This is a genomic window from Hyphomonas sp. (assembly GCF_040882205.1).
Classification (GTDB): domain Bacteria; phylum Pseudomonadota; class Alphaproteobacteria; order Caulobacterales; family Hyphomonadaceae; genus Hyphomonas.
In genome coordinates this window covers 1-3,964 of the sequence record NZ_JBBEBT010000180.1, presented here as the reverse complement: position 1 = coordinate 3,964, position 3,964 = coordinate 1, and the positions used below count along the sequence as shown (strand labels likewise).

At 62.3% G+C, this 3,964-nt stretch carries 3 protein-coding genes and 1 pseudogene; 1 reads left to right on the top strand and 3 read right to left on the bottom strand.

Features of this window, described 5'->3' with window-relative positions; all coding sequences use genetic code 11:
• Positions 1–238 (bottom strand): annotated as a pseudogene (locus WEA77_RS07325) (NUDIX hydrolase); the annotation flags it as partial.
• A 115-nt stretch (positions 239–353) separates the two neighbouring features.
• Between WEA77_RS07325 and WEA77_RS07320 the strand changes: the two are divergent.
• A complete protein-coding gene (locus WEA77_RS07320) occupies positions 354–1,037 on the top strand; it encodes an EAL domain-containing protein (RefSeq protein ID WP_368067211.1) in 684 nt (227 codons plus the stop codon).
• 2 nt (positions 1,038–1,039) lie between these two features.
• Here the strand turns inward: WEA77_RS07320 and WEA77_RS07315 are convergent, their stop codons facing one another.
• Both WEA77_RS07315 and tig read right to left on the bottom strand, forming a co-directional pair.
• Positions 1,040–2,200: a DUF2336 domain-containing protein gene (locus tag WEA77_RS07315; RefSeq protein ID WP_368067210.1), complete on the bottom strand. Its 1,161-nt coding sequence runs from the start codon at positions 2,198–2,200 to the stop codon at positions 1,040–1,042.
• 155 nt (positions 2,201–2,355) lie between these two features.
• On the bottom strand, positions 2,356–3,693 hold the full coding sequence (gene tig / locus WEA77_RS07310) for a trigger factor (protein ID WP_368067212.1): 1,338 nt from the start codon (positions 3,691–3,693) through the stop codon (positions 2,356–2,358).
• Positions 3,694–3,964: the final 271 nt, after the last annotated feature.

The following is a 3,964-nucleotide window of genomic DNA, read 5'->3' as shown; positions in this document are numbered from 1 at the left end:
GGATGGCGGCGATGCGGGCATCCTGCTGGACGGGGCCAAAGTCACCGTCCGTCCAGTCATCCCAATCGGAACTGGCATCTGCCGCGGCTGCCTTGCCGCCCGGAAATACCAGCGCGCCGGCCGCAAAATCGATTTCGTAATGACGTTTCACCATCAGCACTTCAGGCTTCGGCGCCGCCTCGCGAAGCAGCAGGATCGTCGCAGACAGGCGGGGTTCGGGCGGTGCAGGTTCAGTCATGGTGGCCAAAATCCTTAAAATTTACGGGAAAACTGACCCGCCGGTTGCGCGCGATGTTCAACTCCGGCCGTTAGGGAAGGCAAGAGCCATGCATGTGACGCAACAAGGAATCCGGATGCGCCCCTTCCCTCGCCCCAACATGAACCTCTTACAGCCTGCGCGCGCGCCGGCCGTCCGCTTCAAGCCCGTGATGCACCTGCTGGGAGGCGAATCGCTTGGCCTCGTGGCCTATGAACCCATGGAATTCGAAGAGCGTGTATCCTTCGGGAACATGGCCAATGACAATGAAATACCCAGCCCCGCGAAATGGATGGCAGGCCGGTTGGAACGCGTCGCGAGCGCAGCCTGCGCGCAGGAGTTGCCGCATCGCCCGATACTGGTGGCCGCGCCGATGGCAGCCCTGTCTGATCCGGATACCGCCGTTGCCTGCGATGCTGCCGTGCGCCGCACGATCCTCTGCCAGCAGGAATTCTGCATGATGTTCACCGATGCCGCCTTCGCGGGCGACCCTGCCGACAGCACGGCGCGCATTGCGCGCCTGCGCAAGACCGGCTTCCGCGTCGGGATCGACATGCGCCAGTCCTGGCAAACGCCACTGAGCGAAAGCTTCCGTATCCTTATCGATACGATCCGGGTGGACGCCGATGCGCTTGAAGCCTCGCAGGAACTTTGCGATGTGGTGCTGGCGGCGAAGTCGGCCGGCATCCTGGTGGTAGCCGATCACGCCAACTGGCGCGACGGGACCTTCCTGAACCTGCTGGGTGTCGCGGGCGCAGTTGCGCCCCGGACGGACGGCTGAATTCAGGCCGCGTCGGTTTCAGCATTCGCGTCGTCCCGCGCGGCCATCTCGGAATAATGGTCGAGCTTGTCGAGCAGGTAGTCGAGATCGTCTTTCGGGATTGCCTGGAACTGCGTCAGCACGCGCTCGATCATCCGTGCACGGAACCGTGCGCGGTCATTCTGCCCGCCGTCATGCTGCGTCTCGTGGAACACATTCACCGCAGCCTTGAAGGCCGGTAACATCTTGCGCGGCAAGCCGGCACGGTCGAATACAGTCTGCAGGCCAAGCGGGCCAGCATCGTGGATCATCAGCCATACGCGCTGATGCCCGACGCCTGACAATTCGGCCAGTGCATGTTCCACGAAGCGCATCTGACCGCAGCACAGCGCGCGCATAATCAATGAGTTTGACAAGCGGCCGTTGAGGTTCAGCTGCGAGACGAAGCGCGCCAGATCGTTGGTGCGCCCGGCCTGTTCGACGAGGTCGATCGTAGCGCGTTCGCGGGCGCTGGCGGCAAGGTCGATGGCGAGCTGCGCCGGAAGTTCGTGGCGGCTGACGAGGATGTCGAACAGCTGACCGGAGACGAGCGAGACCATCTTCTCGGCGATATGCGCCGGGATAAAGTCGCGCTTGATCAGGCCCGCCTGGACGATCTCGTCGCGGCCGAAACGGCGCAGAGTGTCGTCATAGGCCTTGTCGGTCCACTCAGCGCCGCGGTTGGACGTGAGCGCGCGAACAGCCTCTACGCTGCCATATTCGGAGATGACTTCGGTAATCGTGACCGACAACATATCCCGGCTGGCGATAGCGGCCTGCTTGGCAGCGGTGACCGAGAGCACGAGTTCCACGAGATCCTCGTCCGTGAACACGGGCGAGTCCTGCAGGACCGGAATGGCGACCGCTTCGATGTCGCGCGCCAGGCGCAGCGCAACCTCGCGCGGCAGGATCGGCGAAGAACGCAACGTTACGGCCAGCGTGCGGCGCACCAGATCGGCCGCGTCTTCGGCGAGGATGGCGATAATCTCTTCGGCGAAGGCCCTCTCTGTGTCGGTGAGAACATCCAGCGCAATGCGGCGGCACAGCCGATGGGCGACCGAGGCACGCTGCTCCGGCGTCTCACCCCGCATCAGGCGGAGGATGTCGTCTTCAGTCAGCTGGGGCCGGATGCTCTGGACCGTCATGGACAGGGTATTCCTCAGAAACGTGGTTACGCACGAACCTGAGCGAGGTTGGTTAATATCCGTTTACCAAGCCACCTGCCCAGCTCTGGAAACTGCAAAGAAAAAGCCGACCGGATTGCGCCGGCCGGCTTTGAAATATGGCGTGAAAGCAATGCTTAAGCGTCGTCTTCCTTGAACAGCTCTTCGCGCGACACCGTGACTTCCTCGACCGTGGCGACCGAGAGGATGTGGTCGACGACCTTGTCCTCGTAGATCGGCGCGCGCAGCTGGGCCATCGCGTTGGTGTTCTTCTGGAAGAATTGCATCACTTCGCGCTCCTGGCCCGGATACTGGCGGGCTTCGCGTATCAGGGCCTGGTTCACTTCCTGCTCGGTGATACGGACGTCCGAAATGCGGCCCATCTCGGCCAGCACGAGGCCGAGCCGCACACGGCGTTCAGCGATCTTGCGGTATTCGGCTTTCAGCTCGTCTTCCGGCTTCGATTTCTCTTCGTCGGTGACACGGCCGGCATCCATCTCGCGCTGCAGCTGTTGCCAGATCTGGTCGAACTCCATGTTCACCATGCCTGGCGGCAGGTCAAAGTTGTGGGCGACGTCGAGCTTGTCGAGCAGGTCGCGCTTGGCTTTCGAGCGCGAGGCGTTGGCCTGCTCGGCGGTGAGCTGATCCTTCACAAGGCCGCGCAGCTGTTCGAGGCTTTCGAGGCCAAGGCCCTTGGCGAACTCTTCGTCGATGTCCGGCGTTTTCGGCGCGCGCACTTCGTGCACCTTCACCTCGAAAACCGCAGCTTTGCCAGCGAGGGTTTCAGCCTGGTAGTCTTCCGGGAAGGAGACGTTCAGCTCTTTCTCTTCGCCTGTCTTCACGCCAACGAGCTGCTCTTCGAAGCCCGGGATGAAGCGGTTCGAGCCGAGGACGACCGACTGCTGTTCGGCTGCGCCGCCTTCGAACGGCACGCCGTCTATCTTGCCGACGAAATCGATCACAACGGCGTCGCCGTCTTTGGCTTTCGCCGTCTCGGCGCGGGGCTCGTACTTGATGTTCTGCTCGGCAATCCGCTTCAGCGAACCGTCGATCTGCTCGTCGGTCACTTCGGCGACTGGGCGCGTAATGGTCATTGACGAGGCGTCAACCGGAGTGAATTCCGGCATGATGTCAATATTCATCTGATAGGCGAGGTCTGCCTCACCCTTCACGACTTTCTCGATGTCGCCGTCCATCTTCACGGCCGGTTGGCCGGCGGGGCGAAGGGCGCTGTCCTCGAGCGCCTTCTGGTTGGTCTCGTTAATCAGCTTGTCGATCATCTCGCCCATCAGGTCGCGGCCGTACATCTTGCGCACGTGAGCGGCGGGAACCTTTCCCGGGCGGAAGCCCTTGAGCTTCATCTGCGGTCGGATTTCCTCGATCCGCTGGGCCAGTTTGGCCTGGAGTTCGCTGGCGGTAACCTTCACCTCAAAGGTGCGGCTGAGACCTTCTGCCTTGGTCTGAGTGACTTCCATGTCCTCGTCTTTCGTCAATGAGGCGTCGCCGGGGTGCCGTTTAGGGGCCCGGGATACGCTGAATCCTGCCTGAAGCGGCGGCTTATGTCATACGGGGAAGGCCCTGTCCACGCCGCGTGGCGGGCGATTACAGCGGCGTTTCGGCCGCTTGCCCGGAAGCAGGTCCAACCGGGTGATTGCCCCCGGCAGGCCCGTCGCGTAAGAGGCCTCCACCTGCGGATGTGGCGGAATTGGTAGACGCACCAGATTTAGGTTCTGGCATCGCAAGATG